Source organism: Klebsiella sp. PK01, assembly GCF_057624675.1.
In genome coordinates, this window is sequence record NZ_JBYEZM010000002.1 from 1 (window position 1) to 22,422 (window position 22,422).

21 protein-coding genes and 1 pseudogene are annotated in these 22,422 nt (G+C 56.2%); 12 read left to right on the top strand and 10 right to left on the bottom strand.

Annotated features, from left to right (window positions below; translation table 11 throughout):
• Nucleotides 1–114: 114 nt before the first annotated feature.
• The 3 genes and pseudogenes from AC22LX_RS05075 to AC22LX_RS05085 form a co-directional block, all read left to right on the top strand.
• Nucleotides 115–486: pseudogene (locus tag AC22LX_RS05075) on the top strand (ABC transporter permease subunit); the annotation flags it as partial.
• Nucleotides 486–1,130, top strand: coding sequence for an ATP-binding cassette domain-containing protein (locus tag AC22LX_RS05080; protein WP_487333958.1), 645 nt, complete (start codon nucleotides 486–488; stop codon nucleotides 1,128–1,130). The pseudogene AC22LX_RS05075 and the gene AC22LX_RS05080, both read left to right, overlap by 1 nt.
• A 75-nt stretch (nucleotides 1,131–1,205) precedes the next feature.
• The gene (locus tag AC22LX_RS05085; protein ID WP_047045093.1) at nucleotides 1,206–2,513 is read left to right on the top strand and encodes a rhodanese-like domain-containing protein; all 1,308 of its coding nucleotides are present in this window, start codon (nucleotides 1,206–1,208) and stop codon (nucleotides 2,511–2,513) included.
• A gap of 5 nt (nucleotides 2,514–2,518) precedes the next feature.
• Here AC22LX_RS05085 and AC22LX_RS05090 read toward each other — a convergent pair whose 3' ends face one another.
• Entirely contained in the window at nucleotides 2,519–3,151 is a 633-nt protein-coding gene (locus AC22LX_RS05090; RefSeq protein WP_487333785.1) for a CDP-alcohol phosphatidyltransferase family protein, read from the bottom strand.
• 100 nt (nucleotides 3,152–3,251) lie between these two features.
• Here AC22LX_RS05090 and AC22LX_RS05095 point away from each other — a divergent pair, with 100 nt between their 5' ends.
• Nucleotides 3,252–3,650 carry a pyrimidine (deoxy)nucleoside triphosphate diphosphatase gene (locus tag AC22LX_RS05095; protein ID WP_045393266.1) on the top strand — a complete coding sequence of 133 codons (399 nt, stop codon included), beginning with the start codon at nucleotides 3,252–3,254 and terminating at the stop codon, nucleotides 3,648–3,650.
• A gap of 193 nt (nucleotides 3,651–3,843) precedes the next feature.
• Complete coding sequence (gene gdhA / locus AC22LX_RS05100; protein WP_063447185.1) at nucleotides 3,844–5,187, top strand: NADP-specific glutamate dehydrogenase; 1,344 nt, start codon at nucleotides 3,844–3,846, stop codon at nucleotides 5,185–5,187.
• A gap of 43 nt (nucleotides 5,188–5,230) precedes the next feature.
• On the opposite strand, the gene AC22LX_RS05105 is transcribed toward gdhA, so the two are convergent.
• From AC22LX_RS05105 to selD, 5 genes are all read right to left on the bottom strand, one after another.
• A complete protein-coding gene (locus tag AC22LX_RS05105) occupies nucleotides 5,231–6,208 on the bottom strand; it encodes an NAD(P)H-quinone oxidoreductase (protein WP_063447186.1) in 978 nt (325 codons plus the stop codon).
• Nucleotides 6,209–6,234: 26 nt separating this feature from the next.
• Entirely contained in the window at nucleotides 6,235–7,086 is an 852-nt protein-coding gene (hchA, locus tag AC22LX_RS05110) for a glyoxalase III HchA (RefSeq protein WP_045393272.1), read from the bottom strand.
• Between the two features lie 32 nt (nucleotides 7,087–7,118).
• Complete coding sequence (locus AC22LX_RS05115; RefSeq protein ID WP_223683751.1) at nucleotides 7,119–7,838, bottom strand: PA1136 family autoinducer-binding transcriptional regulator; 720 nt, start codon at nucleotides 7,836–7,838, stop codon at nucleotides 7,119–7,121.
• 139 nt (nucleotides 7,839–7,977) lie between these two features.
• Nucleotides 7,978–9,927 carry a DNA topoisomerase III gene (locus tag AC22LX_RS05120; protein ID WP_015366158.1) on the bottom strand — a complete coding sequence of 650 codons (1,950 nt, stop codon included), beginning with the start codon at nucleotides 9,925–9,927 and terminating at the stop codon, nucleotides 7,978–7,980.
• 4 nt (nucleotides 9,928–9,931) lie between these two features.
• Entirely contained in the window at nucleotides 9,932–10,975 is a 1,044-nt protein-coding gene (gene selD, locus AC22LX_RS05125; RefSeq protein ID WP_045360482.1) for a selenide, water dikinase SelD, read from the bottom strand.
• A 226-nt stretch (nucleotides 10,976–11,201) separates the two neighbouring features.
• Here selD and phoC point away from each other — a divergent pair, with 226 nt between their 5' ends.
• Nucleotides 11,202–11,948, top strand: coding sequence for an acid phosphatase PhoC (gene phoC / locus AC22LX_RS05130; protein WP_015705781.1), 747 nt, complete (start codon nucleotides 11,202–11,204; stop codon nucleotides 11,946–11,948).
• Between the two features lie 218 nt (nucleotides 11,949–12,166).
• On the opposite strand, the gene AC22LX_RS05135 is transcribed toward phoC, so the two are convergent.
• Entirely contained in the window at nucleotides 12,167–12,718 is a 552-nt protein-coding gene (locus tag AC22LX_RS05135; protein ID WP_045393276.1) for an NAD(P)H nitroreductase, read from the bottom strand.
• A gap of 164 nt (nucleotides 12,719–12,882) precedes the next feature.
• Between AC22LX_RS05135 and sppA the strand changes: the two genes are divergently transcribed.
• The 4 genes from sppA (at nucleotide 12,883) to chiD (ending at nucleotide 17,974) form a co-directional block, all read left to right on the top strand.
• On the top strand, nucleotides 12,883–14,736 hold the full coding sequence (gene sppA, locus AC22LX_RS05140) for a signal peptide peptidase SppA (RefSeq protein WP_487333786.1): 1,854 nt from the start codon (nucleotides 12,883–12,885) through the stop codon (nucleotides 14,734–14,736).
• 140 nt (nucleotides 14,737–14,876) lie between these two features.
• The gene (gene ansA, locus AC22LX_RS05145; RefSeq protein ID WP_045393280.1) at nucleotides 14,877–15,893 is read left to right on the top strand and encodes an asparaginase; all 1,017 of its coding nucleotides are present in this window, start codon (nucleotides 14,877–14,879) and stop codon (nucleotides 15,891–15,893) included.
• A 10-nt stretch (nucleotides 15,894–15,903) separates the two neighbouring features.
• A complete protein-coding gene (gene pncA, locus AC22LX_RS05150; protein WP_045393282.1) occupies nucleotides 15,904–16,545 on the top strand; it encodes a bifunctional nicotinamidase/pyrazinamidase in 642 nt (213 codons plus the stop codon).
• A 172-nt stretch (nucleotides 16,546–16,717) separates the two neighbouring features.
• The gene (chiD, locus tag AC22LX_RS05155) at nucleotides 16,718–17,974 is read left to right on the top strand and encodes a chitinase ChiD (protein WP_047077933.1); all 1,257 of its coding nucleotides are present in this window, start codon (nucleotides 16,718–16,720) and stop codon (nucleotides 17,972–17,974) included.
• A gap of 79 nt (nucleotides 17,975–18,053) precedes the next feature.
• Here chiD and AC22LX_RS05160 read toward each other — a convergent pair whose 3' ends face one another.
• A complete protein-coding gene (locus AC22LX_RS05160) occupies nucleotides 18,054–18,332 on the bottom strand; it encodes a YeaC family protein (protein WP_015366149.1) in 279 nt (92 codons plus the stop codon).
• Between the two features lie 41 nt (nucleotides 18,333–18,373).
• Nucleotides 18,374–18,787 carry a peptide-methionine (R)-S-oxide reductase MsrB gene (gene msrB / locus AC22LX_RS05165; protein WP_045393286.1) on the bottom strand — a complete coding sequence of 138 codons (414 nt, stop codon included), beginning with the start codon at nucleotides 18,785–18,787 and terminating at the stop codon, nucleotides 18,374–18,376.
• A gap of 338 nt (nucleotides 18,788–19,125) precedes the next feature.
• On the opposite strand from msrB, the gene gapA reads away from it, so the two are divergent.
• Both gapA and AC22LX_RS05175 read left to right on the top strand, forming a co-directional pair.
• Entirely contained in the window at nucleotides 19,126–20,121 is a 996-nt protein-coding gene (gene gapA / locus AC22LX_RS05170; RefSeq protein WP_004203784.1) for a glyceraldehyde-3-phosphate dehydrogenase, read from the top strand.
• A 71-nt stretch (nucleotides 20,122–20,192) separates the two neighbouring features.
• Nucleotides 20,193–21,077: a D-hexose-6-phosphate mutarotase gene (locus AC22LX_RS05175; protein WP_045393288.1), complete on the top strand. Its 885-nt coding sequence runs from the start codon at nucleotides 20,193–20,195 to the stop codon at nucleotides 21,075–21,077.
• A gap of 332 nt (nucleotides 21,078–21,409) precedes the next feature.
• On the opposite strand, the gene AC22LX_RS05180 is transcribed toward AC22LX_RS05175, so the two are convergent.
• Nucleotides 21,410–22,156 (bottom strand): MipA/OmpV family protein, encoded by a 747-nt coding sequence (locus tag AC22LX_RS05180; RefSeq protein ID WP_045393290.1) that lies wholly within the window; start codon nucleotides 22,154–22,156, stop codon nucleotides 21,410–21,412.
• Nucleotides 22,157–22,422 lie beyond the last annotated feature (266 nt).

The window sequence follows — 22,422 nt, forward strand, 5'->3', positions numbered from 1 at the left end:
CCTGGCGGATTTCATCATGGTTCGGGATAAAGAAATCCCATCAGAAACCGGATATATGGCTGCACCTACCCGTTTTATTACTGAACTGAAGAAAGCATTGCATTCCGGGAGCGTCCATATATGCTGTTTATCCTCTCCCCGGCGTGGCGCAATCTTGATCCACGGTTGTTATTAATTGCCCGTACGCTTGGCTGGCGGCGCGGCCGCCTGTTTTGGCGGGTCAAACTGCCGTCAATGGCGCGACCGCTGCTCACCGCGCTGGCGGTCGGATTTTCGGTGAGTATCGCGCAATATCTGCCGACCGTGTGGCTCGGCGGCGGACGGACGCCGACGTTGACCAGCGAAGCGGTAGCGCTGAGCAGCGGCGGCGACAGCACGCGGCTTGCCGCACAAGCGCTGTGGCAATTGCTGCTACCGGCGATCTGCTTTATGGTTACTGCGCTGATGGCCTGGTTTATGGGCCGTCGCCGCCGGGGATTACGCTAATGCTAACCGTTAACGACCTGACATTAACCCTCCACCGCCAACCGCTGTTGTGTGGAGTCAATTTTTCTGTCGCTCCCGGCGAAGTGTTGACCCTGATGGGCCCTTCCGGCAGCGGTAAATCAACCCTTTTTGCCTGGATGATCGGCGCGCTTGCCGACACCTTTCGCGCTGAAGGTGAATTATGGCTCAACGAACGCCGCTGCGACGGGCTCGCCACCGAAGCGCGGCACATTGGCATCCTGTTTCAGGATGCGCTACTGTTTGACCACTTCAGCGTGGGGCACAATTTACAGCTCGCTCTGCCTGCGGAGATCCGCGGCGCGGCGCGGCGGGCCGAAGTCGAGCACGCGCTGGCGCGCGCCGGTATGCCGGGCTTCGCCTCGCGCGATCCGGCCACGCTCTCCGGCGGACAGCGCGCGCGCGTCAGCCTGCTGCGCGCCCTGCTGGCGAGGCCGCAAGCGCTGCTGCTGGATGAGCCTTTTAATCGCCTGGACGCAGAACGCCGCGCCGATTTTCGCCAGTGGGTATTTGCGGAAATTGACCGGCTGGCAATCCCGGCGGTGCTGGTGACTCACGACAGCCAGGATCTCCCGCCGGGCGGACGCTATATTAATATCGCCGCCTGGCAGGCAAATTCCGTCTAACCTGCGTTATCGCAAAGAAATTCCCTTATCAGGAGCAGAGAATGAGCCCTCCTCTTTCTACCGTCGGGCATTTCGATGAAACGTGTTTCTCAATTGACCGCACTCGCCCTGCTCATGGGGCTTGCTGCTTCCTCTTCTTTCGCCGCTGATACCATGCCAACGCTGGACTTTTCAACGCTGCAACAGCGGCACGGCGTGGCGATAGACACCCGCCTCAGCGCTTTCTATAACGGTTGGCCGCAAAGCGCCAACGGGCCACAGGGCCATGAACCTCAGGCGCTAAACCTCTCCGCTACTTGGCTTGGCGCAATGAGCGACGAACAACTGCGCGCATGGGCAACTCAGCACCAGCTGCAGGCCGATACGCCAATCGCGTTATATGGCGGCGCCGAGGATAACGCCAGAGTTGCGGCGCGCCTGAAAGAAGCCGGATTCACGAAGCTCAGCACGCTTAGCGACGCCTTCAGTCAGAGCGAGCGCCTGCAGAAGCTGCCGCACTTTGAGCAGCTGGTGTATCCGCAGTGGATCCACGATTTACAGCAAGGTAAAACCGTTACCGCCGCCCCACAAGGCGACTGGAAACTGTTTGAAGTGGCCTGGGGCGCGCCGAAATTTTATCTGCTGAATCACATTCCCGGCGCCGGTTATATCGATACCAATGAAGTGGAAAGCGAGCCGCTGTGGAACAAAGTGTCCGATGAACAGCTAAAAGCGATGCTGGCTAAACACGGTATTCGCCATGACACCACGGTGATTCTGTACGGCCGCGACGTCTACGCCGCCGCGCGCGTCGCGCAGATCATGCTGTATGCCGGGGTGAAAGATGTACGCCTGCTCGACGGCGGTTGGAAAAGCTGGTCCGACGCGAATCTGCCGGTCGAACGCGGTATGCCAGCCGCAGAAAAAGCGGCGGCGGATTTCGGCGCGCCGATCCCCGGTCAGCCGCAGTTAATGCTCAATACCGAACAGGCGCGTGGGTTACTACACCGCCAGGATGCTTCGCTGGTCAGCGTCCGCTCGTGGCCGGAATTTATCGGCACCACCAGCGGCTACAGCTACATCAAGCCGAAGGGCGATATTGCCGGCGCGCGCTGGGGCCATGCCGGCAGCGATTCCACCCATATGGAAGACTTCCATAATCCGGACGGCACGATGCGCAGCGCCGACGATATCGCGGCGATGTGGAAACAGTGGAACATTCTGCCCAACCAGCAGGTCTCTTTTTACTGTGGCACAGGCTGGCGCGCCTCAGAGACTTTCATGTACGCCAGAGCGATGGGCTGGAAAAACGTCTCCGTTTACGACGGCGGCTGGTATGAATGGAGCGGTAATCCGCAAAATCCGGTAGCCACCGGCGAACGCGGCCCGGACAGCAGCAAATAATCCGACTACTGAGGGAGGTTCTGGCTTTGCGCCTCCCTCAGCGTCAGGTAGCCGCTCCAGATACGGGTGAAGGTCGTCAGCCAGCATAGCGCGCCGAAGCACCACGCCAGCCAGGTGAAGTGCGCCGGAAACAGGCAACACAGTACAAATAGCAGGATCGTCTCCGTTCCTTCCGTCAACCCGCCAAGATAATAAAATGATTTATGCGCATAGCCCGGATTGGCAATTTGATGCTTTGCCGCAAGGGTCGCAAACGCCAGGAAGCTGCTGCCGGTGCCGATAAACGCAAACAGCAGCCAGCCGCCCGCCGGCGCATTTTGCGCCGGGTCGGCGACAATAAAACCGAACGGCACCAGCGCGTAAAACAAAAAATCGAGCGAAATATCCAAAAACCCGCCCGCATCGCTGAGGCCGCGCCGCCGCGCCAGCGCGCCATCCAGGCCATCCAGCAACCGGTTGAGCAAAATGGCCGCCAGCGCGGCGCCGTACCAGCCGAGCGCCAGAAACGGCAGGGCCAGCACGCCGATAGCAAAACCGAAAAGCGTCAGGCCGTCAGGGGAGATCCCCGGGCGATCGAGCACGCGGGCGATGGCATTCAGTACGGGCTTCAATCGGGGGTGCAGGCGGCTATCAAGCACGGTGACGCTCCATCAGGCTAAAAGGTTGTCGGTACAGGGGAAAGACGGAGATAATACGCCATTATAAGCAAGGCCGGTATTTGAATGATTCAGGACAACTATGCAAAAAATCATTGATGTCGTCGCCGCGATTATCGAACGCGACGGCAAAATTCTCCTGGCGCAGCGCCCGCCGCATGCCGATCAGCCGGGGCTGTGGGAGTTCGCCGGCGGCAAGATCGAACCCGGAGAAAGCCAGGCGCAGGCGTTAGCGCGCGAGCTGGAAGAGGAGCTGGCTATCGTCGCGAGGCCAACCCGCTATATCGCCAGCCATCAGCGGGAAGTTTCCGGACGTTTGATCCACCTGCACGCCTGGTGGGTTGGCGAGTTTAGCGGTGAACCCGTCGCCCATTACCATAGCGAACTGCGCTGGTGTACGCCGTCGCAAGCATTAGAATTTGATCTGGCGCCAGCGGATATTCCTCTGCTGAATGCCTTTATAAACCAACAAGCAGGCTAGCTTCTCTCCCCCTCATCTCCGGCCTGGGTCATCGTTTTTAGTTATGACCCTCGTCGGATTATAAATTTTTCTCCGCGCTCAATTTTTCCTTGTCAGCCTAACTATTTCCGGTGTTATAGTCGGAAAATCGGCTTTTTCAAGGCCGGGTATAAAAAATAACAAGCAACCACAACCGTAAGGGGAAATTACATCTATGGATCAGGCGTGTACTCTGGAAAGTTTTCTCGCCCGCGTTCAACAGCGCGACCCGCATCAAACTGAATTCGCTCAGGCCGTCCGCGAAGTGATGACTACTCTGTGGCCGTTCCTTGAACAGAATCCGCGCTATCGTCAGCTCAATTTGCTGGAACGCCTGGTCGAACCGGAGCGCGTCATCCAGTTCCGCGTCGTCTGGGTTGACGATCGCAATCAGGTTCAGGTTAACCGCGCCTGGCGCGTGCAGTTCAACTCCGCGATTGGCCCGTACAAAGGTGGTATGCGCTTCCATCCGTCGGTCAACCTGTCGATCCTTAAGTTCCTGGGCTTCGAACAGACCTTCAAAAACGCCCTCACCACGCTGCCGATGGGCGGCGGTAAAGGCGGCAGCGATTTCGACCCGAAAGGTAAAAGCGACGGCGAAGTGATGCGCTTCTGCCAGGCTTTGATGACGGAACTGTATCGTCACCTCGGCCCGGATACCGACGTTCCGGCGGGCGATATCGGCGTTGGCGGCCGCGAAGTCGGCTTTATGGCCGGCATGATGCGCAAACTTTCCAACAACAGCGCCTGCGTCTTCACCGGCAAGGGTCTCTCCTTCGGCGGCAGTCTCATCCGCCCGGAGGCCACCGGTTACGGTCTGGTTTACTTTACGGAAGCGATGCTTAAGCGCCACGGTCTGGGCTTCGAAGGGATGCGCGTCGCGGTATCCGGCTCCGGCAACGTGGCGCAGTTCGCCATTGAGAAAGCCATGGAATTCGGCGCGCGCGTCATTACCGCCTCCGACTCCAACGGTACGGTGGTAGACGAAGCCGGCTTCACTAAAGAGAAACTGGCCCGTCTGATCGATATTAAAGAGCGTAGCCACGGCCGCGTCGCCGACTACGCGCGCGAATTCGGTCTGACCTACCTCGAAGGCCAGCAGCCGTGGTCAGTGCCGGTAGATATCGCGCTGCCGTGCGCGACCCAGAACGAACTGGATGTCGATGCCGCGCAAATCCTGATCGCCAATGGCGTTAAGGCGGTTGCCGAAGGCGCCAACATGCCCACCACCATTGCCGCCACCGATCTGTTCCTCGACGCTGGCGTGCTGTTCGCGCCGGGCAAAGCAGCCAACGCCGGCGGCGTTGCCACATCCGGCCTTGAAATGGCGCAAAACGCCGCGCGTATGGGCTGGAAAGCGGAGAAAGTGGATGCGCGTCTGCATCACATCATGTTGGATATTCACCACGCCTGCGTCGAGTACGGCGGTGAAGAGAAACAGACCAACTACGTCCGCGGCGCCAATATCGCCGGCTTCGTCAAGGTCGCTGACGCCATGCTGGCGCAGGGTGTGATTTAATCTGTGTCTTTATCCCCGACGCCTGGCGTCGGGGATATCAACTCTACTCCATGGTAATCACCACTTTCCCCAGATGATTACCGCTATCGAGGCAGGCATGCGCCTGCGCGATTTCAGCCATCGGATAGCTGGCGTAAATCAGCGGCTTACATTTACCCTGCGACAGCAGCGGCCAGACGTGGTCCTTCAACGCCTGAGCGATCTGCCTTTTTTCTTCTGCGCTTCGGCCGCGCATCGTTGAACCGGTCACGGTCGCGCGCTTGAGCATCAAGGTTTGAATATCAACATCATGGGCGATTCGCCCGCCCATAAATCCGATAATAACCAGCCGCCCGTCTCGTTTCAGCAGTTCCAGGTTACGATTAAAATAGGGTCCACCCACGATATCGAGAATAACGTCGACGCCTTTACCATCGGTCAGCTGAGTGATTTTCTCTGCGAAATCATCGGCTTTATAATTGATGGCCGTGGCATAAGGACGCAGCGCCGCCACTTTTTCTTCCTGCCCGACGGTGGTATAGACTTTCATACCTAACTCATGACACAACAGGATCGCCGTCGTCCCGATGCCGCTGGCCCCGCCGTGAATCAGGACGCTTTCATGAGGTTGCGCCCGGCCCATCTGAAACAGGTTCGCCCACACGGTAAAGAAAGTTTCAGGTATCGCCGCCGCTTCGCTAAAACTCAGCCCAGGCGGTATTGGCAACGTTTGCCCCGCCGGTACCGCGCAATACTCCGCATAGCCGCCGCCGTTGGTCAGGGCGCAAACCTTATCGCCGGGATGAAAATCCGTCACCTGCGATCCTACCGCCGCGACCACCCCAGCGACTTCCAGTCCGGGTATCGGCGTTACCCCTTCCGGCATCGGATAAACGCCCTGTCGCTGTAAGATATCCGGCCGATTGACGCCAGCGGCTTTAACCTGGATCAGGACGTCGTTATCACCGACCGAGGGGATGTCGCCTTCACCAATCTGAAGAACCTCCGGGCCGCCCGGTTGACTAATTGAGATATACTTCACTGCTCCCCCTCATCATCAGATTGCTGTTACTTTGCATATTCGTCGAGCAACGCTTTTGCCGCCAACTGACCGAGCGCATTCGCCGCAAAAGGGCTGTCCCCGGTCAGCACTTTACGGTCCTGATGTACACGACCTTTAATATCGCTGTTTACGATCTCAAGCCCCATTGCTTTTAACGCTTCGCCAAAATACCAGGTCAGGTGACCAGGCATATAGCCGATATCAGGGGTTTGTTTATCGGCGGCATCCGGAAACGCGCAAATAGCATAACCGTTTAACGGATTCTCCCCCTGTCGTAACGCGAGGAACGCCGCCGGGCCGTGACAGAGCGAAATCACAAACCGATCGTGTCGTAGCGCCCAGCGCAGCGTTTCGGCGACGGCTTCGCTCTCCGGCAGGCCGATAAGCGCACCGTGGCCGCCGGGAATAAATACCGCCGCATAATCGCTATCAGCATCCAGCTGCGCTACGACGTCAGAAAGGGCCAGAGGCTGGCGGAACTGCGGAAGATAACGCTCGAAGAACGGCATAATCTTTTGGTCTTCGCGCGGCATCGCCCAGTATTCAAACTTGACCATTTGCCCGGAGAGCGTCGCAATATCAAAATCGAAACCTGCGGCGTGCAGATGGTACATCGGCAGCAGCGTCTCTACCGGATGATTACCGGTCGAAAAGAGCGCGCCGTTATCGGTAGGCAGATAACGTTCATCGGCGGCGATAACCAGCACTTTCCGCCGTCCATTATAGCGCCGCGTGTAATCAGCGCCGCTAAGGTCAGACACCGGACTGGTAAACTGGCTGAGGGAATAGGCCGAAGGAAAAAAAGCATTCTCTTCAGCATGGTCCACTTGCGGTTGTTTACTGATTTGTTCGCTCATCATCTTTTCCTTTTCATCTGCGGATATAGCGATTATTCACTGTGTGGCGGCGATATTTCACCGTTCAGCATCGCCACCTGGACGGCCTGCGCCGTGGTCACCACTCTCAGGCGACCGCGCGCATGGCGCAAATGATTCTCCACCGTACGTTCAGAGATCCCCAGCACGGCGGCAATGTCTCCCTGCCTAAGCCCTTTGGCTACCAGAGTGAGTACTTCGATTTCTCTCCGGGTCAGTACGGTTGCGTTACCTTCCTCAACAGAGCTCAACAATCTCCGCGCGCAATGAAATGCCTCTATGCCCAGTAACATCAGCAGCATTTCGGCTCGTGGAGAAGCGTCGATGGCCATGCCGCCAAGGCTCAGCGCCCCTTCAATCCCCGTGCGGCCGAAAATGGGGATCTGCATGCCATGAAGCGCGCCTTTCAGGGGAATGTCGACAATTTGATACTCACCGCTGGCCGTGTCACTACCTGTTTTTCGCCACAAAAATGGCCGGGAGGTATGGATGAAATGCTGGTTGACCGGGCAGCGCTGCAGGTAGGTTTGTTCATCTACCTCATCGTCAAACCAGTGCCCTTCAATCCAGTAAATGCGTTCAATATAGGGAGTACGTAGTGGGGAAATAGAAAATAGTACGATCCGGTCATAGCCAAAAGCGGACATCACGTTTCTGACGTGTCGTTGCAGTTCAGCCATAGTGCTGACCGATCTGATTTTGAGGATACTGTCCATTGGATCGTTTGCCATCATCATCCCTTCTTTAACATCAATGACCCTATTTTAGAGCAGGGAGGCGGAAATGATATGCGGGAAAACCCTCAACCGGGTTAAGCGCCCTCAGACGGAAGGGCGTTTTAGCTAAGCCCCTCCGTGGCGAGGGGCGGAGACATTATTGCGGACTTTCCGGCGCGATATCCGCCGCCGGCTTTTTGCCTTTCGGCTTACCCTTCCCTTTACTAAACGATTTTTTCGCTCCGCCTGGCGCAACCAGCCCGCGGAACTGGCGCACCGGCGTGCTCCGCGCCTGATCGATAAGCTGGAAAAGCGTCCCTACCAGCGGCTGCATAAAGTCCTGATAGCGGCACTGTTTTTCGCTGATTTGCGTCAATACCGACTCCCAATGGGCGGTCATATCCGGACGTGCGGCCATTTCCGGCAGGGAATGGATTAGCGCCCGACCGGCGTCCGATGAGTGGATATAGCGCCCCTTTTTATTCAGAAAACCGCGCTTAAACAGCAGCTCGATAATCCCTGCACGGGTCGCTTCCGTCCCCAAACCGTCGGTTGCGCGGAGGATTTTTTTCAGTTCTTTATCCTGCACAAAGCGGGCAATACCGGTCATCGCCGACAGTAGCGTCGCGTCGGTAAAGTGGCGCGGCGGCTGGGTCTGTCGCTCCACCACTTCACCTTTTTCGCACAATAGCTCATCGCCTTTGGCGACCACCGGCAGCGGCGTACCGTCGTTCTCTTCGTCGCGCTCTTTGTTGCCAAGCAGCGCGCGCCAGCCCGCTTCGGCGAGGAAGCGCGCCTTAGCGACAAATTTGCCGTTAGCAATATCAAGGTCAATCTGGCACTTGCGGAATACCGCATCCGGGCAGAACTGCATCAGATACTGACGAGCGATCAGGTTGTACACCTTCTCTTCGTTATCGTTGAGTTTGACCTGACTGCTGCGCGCGGTCGGGATAATCGCGTGGTGCGCATCGACCTTTTTATCATCCCAGCAGCGGTTGCGGATTTCCGGATCCATCACCGGCTGCGGTAGCAGATCCGGCGCATGGACGCTAATCGCGTTCAGTACCGCATGGCGGCCAGCAAAGTGTTCTTCCGGCAGATAGCGGCTATCCGAACGCGGATAGGTAATTAGCTTATGGGTCTCATACAGCTTCTGGCAGATATCCAGCACATTCTGCGCGCTGAAGCCGAAGCGTTTCGCCGCCTCAATCTGCAACGCCGACAGCGAAAACGGCAGCGGCGCCGGTTCGGAATCGCGTTTATCGTTATAGCCGGTTACGATTGCCGGCTGCCCTTCTATGCGTTTAACGACATGCTCGGCCAGTGGACGATGCAGTAAACGCCCCTCTTCATCCTGATAGGGTTCGCAGGCTTCGCTTGGCACCCAGGTGGCGATAAACCGCTCGTCTTGCGGCGTGACAATATGCGCTTTGACGTCAAAGAAATCTTTGGCGACGAAGTTTTCAATCTCTTCATCGCGACGGACTACCAGCCCCAATACCGGCGTCTGTACGCGGCCAACCGACAACACTCCCTGATAGCCGGCATTACGCCCGAGAATGGTGTAGGCGCGGGTCATGTTGATGCCATACAGCCAGTCGGCGCGAGCGCGGGCCAGCGCCGACACGCACAGCGGGACAAACTCGCTATTCGCGCGCAGGCGGTTAATCGCCCGTTCAACCGCCTGTGGGTTAAGGTCGTTAATCAGGCAACGCTGCACCTGCTGGCGCTTTTCCGGCGCCAGTTGCAGGTAGTCCAGCACTTCATCGACCAGCAGTTGCCCTTCTCTATCCGGGTCACCCGCATGAACCACTTCCTGCGCCTCGCCAAGCAAGCGCTTGATGACGTTCAGCTGTTTCGTGACCGACGGTTTTGGTTGTAGTTGCCACTTTTCCGGAACGATGGGCAGGTCGAGCAGATTCCAGCGCGCATAGCGGCCGTCGTAAACATCCGGCTGCGCCTGCTCCAGCAGGTGGCCGATACACCAGGTGACCACCTGCCCGTTGCCGCACTCAATAAAACCATCACCTTTGCGATGCGGTTTCGGCAACACATCGGCGATAGCGCGACCGAGACTCGGTTTTTCTGCAATAAACAACCGCATCTAATCAACGGATCTCGATCATTGGACGCCCGCCGCGGGCGGTTACCAGCTCGCCAATGGCGGCCAGCTTGATGCCAAATTCCGCGGCAGCGGCCTGGACTTCGGCTTCAGCTTCCGGCGTTACCGCCAGCAGCAGGCCGCCGGAAGTTTGCGGATCGCACAGCAGATCGCGCCATTCCGCCGGCATCTCGCCCATCAAATGACCGTAGCTGGCAAAGTTGCGCCCGGTGCCGCCCGGCACCGCTCCGGCGGCGATATAGGCTTCAACGCCCGGCAGTTTCGGGATATCGGCGTAATTTAGCTGCGCCTGAACGCCCGCGCCGCGGCAGACTTCGCTGAGATGCCCCAGCAGGCCGAAACCGGTGACGTCCGTCATCGCTTTTACCCCTTCGATATTGGCAAATGCGGCGCCGGCAAGATTCATCTGGCACATGGTCTCCGTCGCCAGCCCCTGATGTTCCGGCTTCAGCAGCGATTTCTTCTCGGCGGTAGTCAGCACGCCAATGCCCAGTGGTTTGGTCAGATACAGCTTACAGCCCGCCTGCGCGGTGCTATTTTTCTTGATACGTTCGGTTGGTACCACGCCGGTCACCGCGAGCCCGAAAATCGGTTCCGGCGCATCGATGGAGTGACCGCCCGCCAGCGCAATTCCGGCCTGCTGGCAGGCAAAACGCCCGCCTTCAACCACTTCGCGAGCAATCTCCGGCGCCAGCGTGTTGATTGGCCAGCCAAGTATCGCAATCGCCATAATCGGTTTGCCGCCCATGGCGAAAATGTCGCTGATGGCGTTAGTCGCCGCAATACGGCCAAAATCAAAAGGATTATCGACGATCGGCATGAAAAAATCGGTGGTGCTGATGATCGACGTCCCGTTACCCAGATCGTAAACCGCCGCATCATCGCTGGTTTCGTTGCCGACAAGCAGGTTCGGGTCGACAAACTTCGCCTGCTCGCTATGCAGAATGGTTTCCAGCACTTTGGGGGAAATTTTACAACCGCAACCGGCTCCGTGGCTGTATTGCGTTAAACGAATAGCTTGCTCGCTCATGGACATCTCCTGTCATTGCAATCCCGCTATGGTAGCGCCCAAACGGCAAGGTGATAAGTGCGACAGTCCGAAATCGCGAGTGGTTGCTCATTAAGCAGACAAATATGCGTTTTTGCGATACCGAACAATTTTTTCAATGTGATTTTAACTTTTACTTACAGATGACAAAAATGTGACTAAAAACAAAACCATTGTTCTGGACATATAACACCGTAAGGAAATGTAGATGAAAAAGCGCGTTCTCGCCCTCTGCCTCGCCAGCCTGTTTTCCGTTAACGCTTTCGCACTGGTCCCTGCCGGCAACGATGCGACAACCAAACCCGATCTCTATTATCTGAAAAATGCCCAGGCCATCGATAGCCTGGCGCTGCTGCCGCCGCCGCCGGAAGTTGGCAGTATCGCATTTTTAAACGATCAGGCGATGTATGAGAAAGGACGACTGCTGCGCAATACCGAACGCGGTAAACTGGCGGCTGAAGATGCCAACCTTAGCGCCGGCGGCGTGGCGAATGCCTTCTCCAGCGCCTTTGGTTCGCCCATCACCGAAAAAGACGCGCCGCAGCTGCATAAGCTGCTGACGAATATGATTGAGGATGCCGGCGATCTGGCCACCCGCAGCGCGAAAGAAAAATATATGCGCATTCGCCCGTTTGCGTTCTACGGCGTCTCAACCTGTAACACCACCGAGCAGGACAAGCTGTCGAAAAACGGCTCTTATCCTTCCGGCCACACCTCAATCGGTTGGGCAACCGCGCTGGTACTGGCGGAGATCAACCCGCAACGACAAAACGAAATTCTCAAGCGCGGCTATGAGCTGGGCGAAAGCCGGGTTATCTGCGGCTATCATTGGCAGAGCGACGTCGATGCGGCGCGTATTGTCGGCTCGGCGGTAGTGGCGACCCTGCATACCAATCCGGCTTTCCAGCAGCAGTTGCAGAAAGCCAAAGATGAATTCGCCAAAACGCAGAAGTAACGTCATCGCCTTTGCATTCCCGGAGGCGGCGCGCTGCGCCTTCTCCGGGCTACCAAATCGCAAAGCGCTGTAGCCCCGGTAAGCGGCAACGCCACCGGGGATTTTGAGATAGCCAGCATCAGTAGTTTCAGCCAGCATGGTGAATAAATTAAAGGCAGGCCGCACGCCCCGTAGGCCGGGTAAGGCGCCAGCCGCCACCCGGCGTAACAAGCGTTGACTCAGAAGCGCGTGACGAACGGCGCGGTATCCGGTCGCGCAAACGTGGTTGCTGCTTTTAACTGCGGCGTGCCGAGGTAAAGGAAACCGACAATTTTGTCCTGCTCGCGGCAGCCAAAGCCTTCGCGGACAACCGGACTCTCGGTTAACGCACCGCTACGCCAGATACCGTTAAAGCCCTGCGCCACTGCGGCCATTTGCATCGCCATCACCGCGCATCCCGCGGACATCTCCTGTTCCCACTGCGGCACCTTCGGATGCTCTTCGCAGCGCGCGACCACCGCGATAATCAGCGGTGCGCGAAACGGCGCATTGCGTGCTTTTTCAATGGCTTTTTCATCCTGCCCGGCGGCCATCGCCCCTTTTTCCAGCAGTTGACTAAAGCGTTCGCGGCCATCATCGGCAATAATAAAGAACCGCCACGGCTGTAACGTACCGTGATCCGGCGCGCGCATCCCCGCATGAAGGATATTTTCCAGCTGTTCGCCAGCCGGAGCCGGGTCGGTCAGGCGCGACGCGCTGCGGCGATTTATCAGTAGTTCGAGAGCATCCATCTGTGTAACTCCTGTGATGTCATTTTGCATAAAATTAACATGCGCATGGATTTTGTTACAGCCCGATGGGTGATTCCTGCTGACAAGCGTCGGCACTCTCTTTAGGATAGCCAGACGCGGCAGCCCCTGCGGCTGACCCATCATCAAAATATTAGGGAGAATACATGCGAACCCTTTGGCGATTTCTTGCCGGATTTTTTAAATGGACATGGCGAATACTCAATTTCATTCGCCAATTCGCGCTGAACCTGGTGTTCCTGGCACTGGTGCTGATTTGCGTCGGCATCTGGGCGCAGTTTAGCAGCAGCAACGCGGAACATACCGCACGCGGCGCGCTGCTGATGAACATCACCGGCGTGGTAGTTGATAAGCCTTCTGCCAGCAGCAAACTGGGAGTCATCGGTCGCCAGCTGTTCGGCGCCAGTTCCGATCGTCTGCAGGAGAACTCACTGTTCGATATCGTGCAGACGATTCGCCAGGCGAAAGACGACCGTAATATCACCGGTATCGTACTGGATCTGAAAAACTTCGTCGGCGGCGATCAGCCTTCGATGCAGTACATCGGTAAAGCGCTTCGCGAGTTCCGCGACAGCGGTAAACCGGTATATGCCGTCGGCAGCAGCTACACCCAGGGGCAATACTACCTGGCGAGCTTCGCCAATAAAATTTGGCTCTCGCCGCAGGGTGAAGTCGACCTGCACGGCTTTGCCACCAACGGTCTGTACTACAAATCGCTGCTGGATAAACTGAAAGTCTCGACCCACGTTTTCCGCGTCGGTACCTACAAATCCGCCGTCGAGCCGTTTATTCGCGACGACATGTCGCCGGCTGCGCGTGAAGCGGACAGCCGTTGGATCGGCGAACTGTGGCAGAACTATCTCAACACTATTGCCGCTAACCGCCAGATCACCGCGCAGCAGCTGTTCCCCGGCGCTCAGGGCGTGATCGACGGCCTGCGTAAAGTCGATGGCGATACCGCGAAATACGCGCTGGATAACAAGCTGGTCGACGAGCTGGCCACCTCGACGGAAGTGGAAAAGGCGCTCACTAAGCAGTTTGGCTGGAGCAAAGCGGATAACAACTATCGCGCCATCAGCTACTACGATTACAACGTCAAAGCGCCTGCTGAACAGGGTTCAGCGGTAGCGGTTATCTTTGCGAACGGCGCCATCATGGATGGTGAAGAAACGCCGGGTAACGTCGGCGGCGACACCACCGCGGCGCAAATCCGCGACGCGCGCCTGGATCCGAAAGTGAAAGCGATCGTCCTGCGCGTCAACAGTCCTGGCGGCAGCGTCAGCGCCTCGGAGGTCATCCGCGAAGAACTGGCGGCGGCGAAAGCGGCGGGTAAACCGGTGGTGGTCTCAATGGGCGGCATGGCGGCATCCGGCGGTTACTGGATCTCCACCCCAGCGGATTACATCGTGGCGAACCCGAGCACCCTTACCGGCTCCATCGGTATCTTTGGCGTGATTAACACGGTGGAAAATACGCTCGGTTCAATTGGCGTCCATACCGATGGCGTCGCCACCTCGCCGTTGGCCGATGTCTCAACCACCAAATCGCTGCCGCCGGAAGTGCAGCAGTTAATACAGCTGAGCATCGAAAACGGCTATAAGCGCTTTATCACCCTGGTGGCTAACGCGCGTAAGAGCACGCCGGAGAAGATTGACCAAATCGCGCAAGGCCACGTCTGGACCGGTGAAGACGCCAAGGCCAACGGTCTGGTGGATAGCCTCGGCGATTTTGACGATGCGGTGGCGAAAGCCGCGGAGCTGGCGAAACTGAAACAGTGGCATATCACCTGGTACCAGGAAGAACCAACGTTCTTCGCGATGGTGATGGATAGCCTGACCGGTTCAGTGCGCGCGGCTCTGCCGGCCGCCATCCAGGCATACCTGCCTGCGCCGGTTGCGGCAGCCGCGGACGTTGTGAAAACGGAAAGCGATAAACTGGCGGCATTTAACGATCCGCAGAATCGCTATGCCTTCTGTCTGACCTGCGCCAATATTCGTTAATCCCCCGTCTGCCCCCGCCGTGGGGCAGCGTTTCAACGACATTAAATTCAAGCGCTTCTCTGCAACTCCCAGGGTTAGCGCTTTATTTTTTTGCCTGCCACTTTATACTGCGCCTGTTCACATCCAACCTAAGCGATGCTATGCAAAAGAAATCGATTTACGTTGCCTACACCGGTGGGACCATCGGTATGCAGCGCTCCGATCACGGTTATATCCCCGTTTCCGGCCACCTGCAGCGCCAGCTGGCGCTGATGCCCGAGTTCCACCGCCCGGAGATGCCGGACTTCACTATTCATGAATATGCGCCGTTGATGGATTCGTCTGATATGACGCCGGAAGACTGGCAGCATATCGCTGACGATATTCGCGACCACTACGACCAATACGATGGCTTTGTTATCCTGCACGGCACCGACACCATGGCCTTTACCGCTTCGGCGCTGTCGTTCATGCTGGAGAATTTAGGTAAGCCGGTGATTGTGACAGGGTCACAAATCCCGCTAGCCGAGCTGCGTTCCGATGGGCAAATCAATTTGCTCAATGCGCTGTACGTCGCCGCCAACTATCCCATCAACGAAGTTTCGCTGTTCTTCAATAATCGTTTGTATCGCGGCAACCGCACGACTAAGGCCCACGCAGACGGTTTTGATGCCTTTGCTTCGCCAAACCTCGCGCCACTGCTGGAGGCCGGCATCCATATCCGCCGTCTCGGTACCCCGCCGGCGCCGCACGGAAATGGCGAGCTGATCGTTCACCCGATTACGCCGCAGCCGATCGGCGTGGTCACCATCTATCCGGGGATTTCTGCCGATGTGGTGCGTAACTTCCTGCGTCAGCCGGTGAAAGCGCTGATCCTGCGCTCTTATGGCGTAGGCAATGCGCCGCAGAACGGCGAGTTTATTCAGGTCCTGGCGGAAGCCAGCCAGCGCGGTATCGTGGTGGTGAATCTGACGCAATGCATGTCGGGTAAGGTGAATATGGGCGGCTACGCCACCGGCAACGCACTGGCGCAGGCCGGTGTCATTAGCGGTTTTGATATGACCGTGGAAGCGACGCTGACCAAGCTACACTATCTGCTCAGTCAGAACCTTGATGGTGCGGCCATTCGGAACGCCATGCAGCAAAACCTGCGCGGCGAGCTGACCCCCGATGAATAAGGAGCATGCTATGAGCCACCGCGCACTGCTATTGGTCGACCTGCAAAACGATTTCTGCGCCGGCGGCGCGCTAGCCGTCCCCGAAGGCGATAGCACCATTGATATCGCAAATCAGCTGATCGACTGGAGCCTGGCGCGCGGCGACGCCATCATCGCAAGCCAGGACTGGCATCCGGCCAACCACGGCAGCTTTGCCAGCCAGCATCAGGCAGAACCCTATGCCCAGGGCGAGCTTGATGGCCTGCCGCAGACTTTCTGGCCCGATCACTGCGTGCAGCATAGCGATGGCGCCGCGCTGCACCCGTTACTGAAACAGCAGGCCATCAACGCCGTGTTTCATAAAGGGCAAAACCCGGCAATCGACAGCTACAGCGCGTTTTTCGACAACGGTCACCGGCAGAAAACCGAACTGGATGGCTGGCTACGCGCGCACGGCGTGACGGAGCTGAACATTCTCGGCCTCGCGACGGATTACTGCGTTAAATTTACCGTGCTCGATGCGCTGGATTTGGGCTACACCGTTAACGTTATCACCGACGGCTGTCGCGGCGTCAACCTGCAGCCGCAGGACAGCGCCGTTGCCTTTATGGACATGGCCGCTGCCGGAGCCACGCTCTACACCCTCGATGACTGGCTGGAAACTCAGCCCTGACGTCGCGCCCGGCGTACCTTACGCCGGGCGGTATTTACCGCCTCGTTGACCTCGATAAATTGAGCTGTCTCGCAGTTTCCCCGGATAAGGGCTGATACTGTGGGCAGGCTGTTTTTTCGCCACGCCATTTCCGTGGCGTGTGCATTTTTATTATTGTCAAAGAGGAACTCCGATGAAACTTTTGCCCTTGCTGGCAGCATTACCCCTGCTCTGCGCCTCTGTCGTTTCCGCGCAATCTTACATGTCGGTCGGCTACTTTAACGGCGGCGGCGACGTCACCGCTGGCCCCGGCGGCGATATCGACAAGCTTGATGTCCGACAAATAACCCATCTTAACTACTCGTTCGGCCTTATCTACAACGATGAAAAAGACGAGACCAACGACGCGCTGAAAGACCCTGACCATCTCCATCAAATCTGGCTGTCGCCGAAAGTACAGGCGGATTTACAAAAACTGCCGGCGCTACGTCAGCAAAACCCGGATCTAAAAGTCCTGCTCTCCGTCGGCGGCTGGGGCGCGCGTGGATTTTCCGGCGCGGCGGCCACGCCGGAAAGCCGGGCGGTGTTTATTCGTTCGGTTCAGCAGGTCATTAACCAGTATGGCCTTGATGGCATCGATCTTGACTGGGAATTTCCGGTTAACGGCGCCTGGGGATTAGTGGCTAGCCAACCGGCGGATCGCGATAACTTTACCGCGTTGCTTAAAGAACTGCGTGCCGCCGTTGGCACTAAGAAACTGGTGACCATCGCCGTGGGCGCTAATGTTGAAAGTCCAAAAAGCTGGGTCGACGTGAAAGCGGTCGCCCCGCAGCTGGATTACATCAACCTGATGACCTACGACATGGCCTACGGCACGCAATATTTCAACTCCAATCTGTATGACTCCCGCCACTGGCCGACGGCGGCCGCAGCGGATAAATACAGCGCCGATTTTGTGGTTAATAACTATCTGGCTGCTGGTCTCAAACCCAGCCAGATGAATCTCGGTATCGGTTTCTATGGCCGGGTACCGAAACGTGCCGTCGAGCCAGGCATCGACTGGAGTAAGCCGGATGCGCAGAAAAACCCGGCCACCCAACCTTACTTCGGGGCGCAGCAAATCGAGTTGTTTAAATCGCTGGGTTATGACCTGAGCAAAGATACCTATGTGAAATACAACGATATTGTCGCCAAACTACTAAACGATCCGCAGAAACGCTTTACTGAACATTGGGATGACGAAGCGAAGGTGCCGTGGTTATCGGTAAAATCAACCGATGGCAAAGCGCTATTCGCCCTGTCCTACGAGAACCCTCGTTCGGTGGCGATCAAAGCCGATTACATCAAGAGCAAAGGGTTAGCGGGCGGCATGTTCTGGGAATATGGCGCAGATGACAAAAACCAGCTTGCCCGACAGCTGGCCGAGTCGCTAGGTATCAAGACGCAGTAAAGCGCGAGCCCCGGAAGCACGACGCGACCGGGGTGACTTAAAGAGCCGCCCGGTTAAACCGGGCGCTCAGTGCAGCAGATTACTGCGGTTTGAACGTCGCAATCGGCTTCGGCACGATTCCGAAATCCTCTTTCAATTGCTGTTTGCTCTTCATCACCATCTGACCGTTGGTGTCGATGGTCATATGCTGCGCATCCGTGTTGTTGCGCGCCTGCCACAACATCACCAGCTGCATGCTGTTTTCTTTTTGTTCCGGGGTCAGCGCAACGCCGTCCGGCCATTTTCCTAACTCCACCGCGGTGGCTAAACGTTGGTACAGTTCCGGCGTCATACTGGCAATAATTTGCTCGATATCCATCTTCTGCTCATCCGACTTGGAATAATTTGCTGAATCGTTTCTTAGCCTTTGGTTCGCTCGCCGTTTTGGTCATCGGTGAAGCTTAATGAGGCCGAATTGACGCAAAAACGCTCGCCGGTCGGCTGCGGGCCATCCGGGAAGACATGCCCCAGGTGCGCATCGCAATTGCCACAGCGAATTTCCGTACGCTGCATACCGTGGGAGTAATCATTGAGATAACGAATCGCGTCGTCGCTCACCGGCTCATAGAAGCTCGGCCAGCCACAGCCGGAGTCATACTTGGATTGTGAGTGAAACAGCGGCGCATCGCAGACCAGGCAGTGGTAGATGCCGTCTTTTTTGTTATGCAGCAACCGACCGGTAAACGGCGGTTCGGTACCGTGATTCTGCGTCACATAAAACTGCATCTCGCTCAATTCTTGTTTGAGCTCGTCAGGAGATGGTTTATTAGCCATGTGATTACTTCTCGCTTTGAAAGGGCAACTTTACCCGTCGATTCTAACAAAACATTAACAATGAAACCTGTACTTTTGTTCTAAACTTATCCGATGCCATCAGGCAGCCAGATAATTGTGATACCAATCACATTTTTATCTTATATGACCTTTAAAATTCCGGACGCAGTCCCCATATGGAATTGGGCTCAAAGGGAGAGTGAGGCAAATCAATCGCGCAAAGGTCTGCTCAGGATTGATTTGTCGCAATGATTGACACGATTCCGCTTGACGCTGCGTAAGGTTTTTGTAATTTTACAGGCAACCTTTTATTCACTAACAAATAGCTGGTGGAATATATGACTATCAAAGTAGGTATCAACGGTTTTGGCCGTATCGGTCGCATTGTTTTCCGTGCTGCTCAGAAACGTTCTGACATCGAGATCGTTGCAATCAACGACCTGTTAGACGCAGAGTACATGGCTTACATGCTGAAGTATGACTCCACTCACGGTCGTTTCGACGGCACCGTTGAAGTGAAAGACGGTCATCTGGTCGTTAACGGTAAAAAAATCCGTGTTACCGCTGAACGTGACCCGGCTAACCTGAAATGGGACGAAGTTGGTGTTGACGTTGTTGCTGAAGCAACCGGTATCTTCCTGACCGACGAAACCGCTCGTAAACACATCACCGCTGGCGCGAAAAAAGTCGTTCTGACTGGCCCGTCCAAAGACAACACTCCGATGTTCGTTCGCGGCGCTAACTTCGACACTTACGCAGGCCAGGACATCGTTTCTAACGCATCCTGCACCACTAACTGCCTGGCTCCGCTGGCTAAAGTTATCAACGACAACTTCGGTATCGTTGAAGGCCTGATGACCACCGTTCACGCTACCACCGCAACTCAGAAAACCGTTGATGGCCCGTCTCACAAAGACTGGCGCGGCGGCCGCGGCGCAGCTCAGAACATCATCCCGTCCTCTACCGGCGCTGCTAAAGCTGTAGGTAAAGTACTGCCAGAACTGAACGGCAAACTGACCGGTATGGCGTTCCGCGTTCCGACTCCGAACGTATCCGTTGTTGACCTGACCGTTCGTCTGGAAAAAGCAGCGTCCTACGAAGAAATCAAGAAAGCAATCAAAGCGGCTTCTGAAGGCGCAATGAAAGGCGTTCTGGGTTACACCGAAGACGACGTTGTATCTACCGATTTCAACGGCGAAGTTTGCACTTCCGTGTTCGATGCTAAAGCTGGTATCGCACTGAACGACAACTTCGTGAAACTGGTTTCCTGGTACGACAACGAAACTGGTTACTCCAACAAAGTTCTGGACCTGATTGCTCACATCTCCAAATAAGTTGAGATGAACAAGTAATTAATAAGAGCGGCTTCGGTCGCTCTTTTTTTTGCCTGAAAGAGGATGGCGTAATGATTAATAAAATTTTTGCTCTCCCGGTGATTGAACAACTTTCTCCTGCTTTATCCCGCCGCCAGCTGGACGATCTTGAACTTATCGTGGTTGACCACCCACAGGTAAAAGCTTCCGTCGCCCTACAGGGCGCTCACCTGCTCTCCTGGCAACCGGCCGGTGAAGAAGAAGTTTTGTGGTTGAGCAACAATACCCCATTTAAAAGCGGCGTCGCCCTGCGCGGTGGCGTACCCATCTGCTGGCCGTGGTTCGGCCCATCAGCGCAACAGGGGCTGCCGTCGCACGGTTTCGCACGTAACCTGCCGTGGGCGCTAAAATGCCAGGACGAAGATGAAAACGGCGTGATGCTGACCTTCGAACTGCAGAGCAGTGACGAAACCCGCAAATACTGGCCGCACGACTTCACGCTGTATGCGCGCTTCAAGCTGGGTAAGACCTGCGAGATCGAACTGGAAGCCCACGGCGAGTTTGAAACCACTTCTGCCCTGCACACCTATTTCAACGTTGGCGATATCGCGGCGGTGAAAGTTAGCGGCCTTGGCAATCGCTATGTTGATAAAGTGCTGAATGCCGAAGAAGGCGTGCTGAAAGACGGCATCCAGACCTTCCCTGACCGTACCGACCGCGTTTATCTGAACGCCGAAGCCTGCAGCGTGATTCATGATGATGTCCTGAAGCGCAACATCGATGTGATCCATCGCCACCACGGTAACGTCGTTGCCTGGAACCCGGGCCCGGCGCTTTCCGTCAGCATGGGCGATATGCCGGATGATGGCTACAAAACTTTCGTTTGCGTCGAAACCTGCTGCGTGACCGTGCCGCAGAAAGCCAGCGAAGAGAAACCCACCCGCCTGGCGCAGACCATTCGCGTCGTGAAGCGTTAATCAACGCGCAAACCCTGCACGAAAACGCCCGATAACCGTCGGGCGTGAGCGGGTAGCCTATGTGCGCCTGATGGCGCTTCGCTTATCAGGCCTACTTAAATGGGGCGACAGGGAGCGGCCAGTCGCCACCAACACCGGCAGTGTCAGTAACCATGGGTACGAGATAGAGATTTAAGCTCACAATAGCGCGGACCGTAGGCCGGATAAGGCGTAGCCGCCACCCGGCATAAACGCGAATTGTCGTGGGAGTTCGCCACTTTCGCGCCACCGGATAGTAAAACAGGGCATAACGCCCTGTTTTGATGCACAAAAAAGTCTGTCGTAGTGCGCTGTTAGAAGGAGTAGGTAATCCCGGTCGAAATCAGGCCGCTCCAGGATTTGTCCACCATCGGGCTATCGGTGATTTCGTCAGACAAACGAGTGTAGCGGGCGATACCGTAAACGCTCCAGTCGCCGAGGAAACGATAGTTCGCCGCCAGCTCCAGATACGGGTTCCAGCTGCTGTCAGGATCGTAGCTGCGCATGCCGCTGCGATTAGACTCATGCTTCGAGACGCCGTAGTAGTATTCGTTTTGATTGTCGCTGTTCCACTCCACGCCAATACCCGGCGTCAGGGTCAGGTTGCCGTTGGTATAACGGTACAGCCAGGCCAGATCCCAGGTGATACCGTTGCTGTTGTCCAGCGTATCACCAGCAAGCGTCGTACGCAGGAATCCGTACTGAGTGTTATGAACGTAGCTCAAACCCGCCATCATGGTGGATTTGCGGCGGTCCAGCTTGCGCATCTGCGAATTGTCGCTGTCGCCCGGCTTGAAATACATCGGCGACCAGTAAGCGGTCACGGACAGTTTGTCGTTGGTATCATTCCACAGGTAGTAACCACCACCCAAACCGTGGAACCAGAAATTATCACTTTCATAACTAATGACAGGTACCGGATAAACATCTGCATCATATTGTTTATAAGGATGCTCGACGACGCCCACGCCGGCCCCCAGCGTTAACTTCCCGTCAGCGTGCGCTGCGCTAGCTGACGTCGCGATGAACACACCCAGTGCCAGAAGTTTGATTTTAGTCACGATCCATATTCCTGTTGTCAAATAATTAGCGCGTGCAGTTTAACGTCGTAGAGGTCATGCCTCAAATACTTTACTTGCTCTTACACTAAACCGAACAATTTCCCACTGCTTGATGACCGCCCTCTTGCAACTTCATGACGCATTGATGAACGGCTTTGGCAAGATATGCGAAAAATTGCCTGGTTTCCGGATGAGTTATTGATATGTCATTGAAATTGAGTTTTAGCTGCATGCAAGTTTTCTAAATGCATCTACGCTTAAATTTA

What these genes read in the sequence shown, in the direction of transcription:
- AC22LX_RS05080 (WP_487333958.1), top strand. Translation starts at nt 486, where the DNA reads ATGCTAACCGTTAACGACCTGACATTAACCCTCCACCGCCAACCGCTG.
- AC22LX_RS05085 (WP_047045093.1), top strand. Translation starts at nt 1,206, where the DNA reads ATGAAACGTGTTTCTCAATTGACCGCACTCGCCCTGCTCATGGGGCTT.
- AC22LX_RS05095 (WP_045393266.1), top strand. Translation starts at nt 3,252, where the DNA reads ATGCAAAAAATCATTGATGTCGTCGCCGCGATTATCGAACGCGACGGC.
- gdhA (WP_063447185.1), top strand. Translation starts at nt 3,844, where the DNA reads ATGGATCAGGCGTGTACTCTGGAAAGTTTTCTCGCCCGCGTTCAACAG.
- hchA (WP_045393272.1), bottom strand. Translation starts at nt 7,086, where the DNA reads ATGAGCGAACAAATCAGTAAACAACCGCAAGTGGACCATGCTGAAGAG.
- AC22LX_RS05115 (WP_223683751.1), bottom strand. Translation starts at nt 7,838, where the DNA reads ATGATGGCAAACGATCCAATGGACAGTATCCTCAAAATCAGATCGGTC.
- AC22LX_RS05120 (WP_015366158.1), bottom strand. Translation starts at nt 9,927, where the DNA reads ATGCGGTTGTTTATTGCAGAAAAACCGAGTCTCGGTCGCGCTATCGCC.
- selD (WP_045360482.1), bottom strand. Translation starts at nt 10,975, where the DNA reads ATGAGCGAGCAAGCTATTCGTTTAACGCAATACAGCCACGGAGCCGGT.
- phoC (WP_015705781.1), top strand. Translation starts at nt 11,202, where the DNA reads ATGAAAAAGCGCGTTCTCGCCCTCTGCCTCGCCAGCCTGTTTTCCGTT.
- AC22LX_RS05135 (WP_045393276.1), bottom strand. Translation starts at nt 12,718, where the DNA reads ATGGATGCTCTCGAACTACTGATAAATCGCCGCAGCGCGTCGCGCCTG.
- sppA (WP_487333786.1), top strand. Translation starts at nt 12,883, where the DNA reads ATGCGAACCCTTTGGCGATTTCTTGCCGGATTTTTTAAATGGACATGG.
- ansA (WP_045393280.1), top strand. Translation starts at nt 14,877, where the DNA reads ATGCAAAAGAAATCGATTTACGTTGCCTACACCGGTGGGACCATCGGT.
- pncA (WP_045393282.1), top strand. Translation starts at nt 15,904, where the DNA reads ATGAGCCACCGCGCACTGCTATTGGTCGACCTGCAAAACGATTTCTGC.
- chiD (WP_047077933.1), top strand. Translation starts at nt 16,718, where the DNA reads ATGAAACTTTTGCCCTTGCTGGCAGCATTACCCCTGCTCTGCGCCTCT.
- AC22LX_RS05160 (WP_015366149.1), bottom strand. Translation starts at nt 18,332, where the DNA reads ATGGATATCGAGCAAATTATTGCCAGTATGACGCCGGAACTGTACCAA.
- msrB (WP_045393286.1), bottom strand. Translation starts at nt 18,787, where the DNA reads ATGGCTAATAAACCATCTCCTGACGAGCTCAAACAAGAATTGAGCGAG.
- gapA (WP_004203784.1), top strand. Translation starts at nt 19,126, where the DNA reads ATGACTATCAAAGTAGGTATCAACGGTTTTGGCCGTATCGGTCGCATT.
- AC22LX_RS05175 (WP_045393288.1), top strand. Translation starts at nt 20,193, where the DNA reads ATGATTAATAAAATTTTTGCTCTCCCGGTGATTGAACAACTTTCTCCT.